This is a genomic window from Mycobacterium gordonae, assembly GCF_001417955.2.
Classification (GTDB): Bacteria; Actinomycetota; Actinomycetes; order Mycobacteriales; family Mycobacteriaceae; genus Mycobacterium; species Mycobacterium gordonae_B.
Genome location: NZ_LKTM01000291.1, coordinates 1 through 431, shown reverse-complemented (window position 1 = coordinate 431; position 431 = coordinate 1). Strand labels below are relative to the sequence as shown.

The window sequence follows — 431 nt, the reverse complement described above, 5'->3', positions numbered from 1 at the left end:
TCGACGGCCGCTCCCGCGGACAAGTCATGGCCGACACCGCCTTCGAACGCATCACCGCCACCCCCGCCACCACCCCGGCCTCCCTCGCCCTGAATGTGGTCATCTCCGACCGGGCCCTGCTCGGCCACACCGACGACGCCGCGACCCTCGAGGGCTACGGGCCCATCCCCGCCGAAGTCGCCCGCCGATGGCTCAACGCCGCGCTGGCCGAGAAGAACTCCCTGGCCACCCTGCGCCGCCTCTACGCCAGCCCCACCACCGGCGCCCTGGTCGCCATGGAATCACGCGCCCGCACCTTCCCCCGCGGGCTGGCCGAGTTCATCAACCTGCGCGACCAAACCTGCCGCACCCCCTACTGCGACGCCCCCATCCGCCACCGCGACCACATCACCCCCGCCCAACACGGCGGACCCACCACCGCCACCAACGGC

Annotated in this window: 1 protein-coding gene; it reads left to right on the top strand. The window is 72.9% G+C overall.

What is annotated here, in order from left to right; translation table 11 throughout:
- On the top strand, window positions 1-431 hold a 431-nt coding region (locus AO501_RS19560; RefSeq protein WP_419775683.1), incomplete at both ends, for an HNH endonuclease.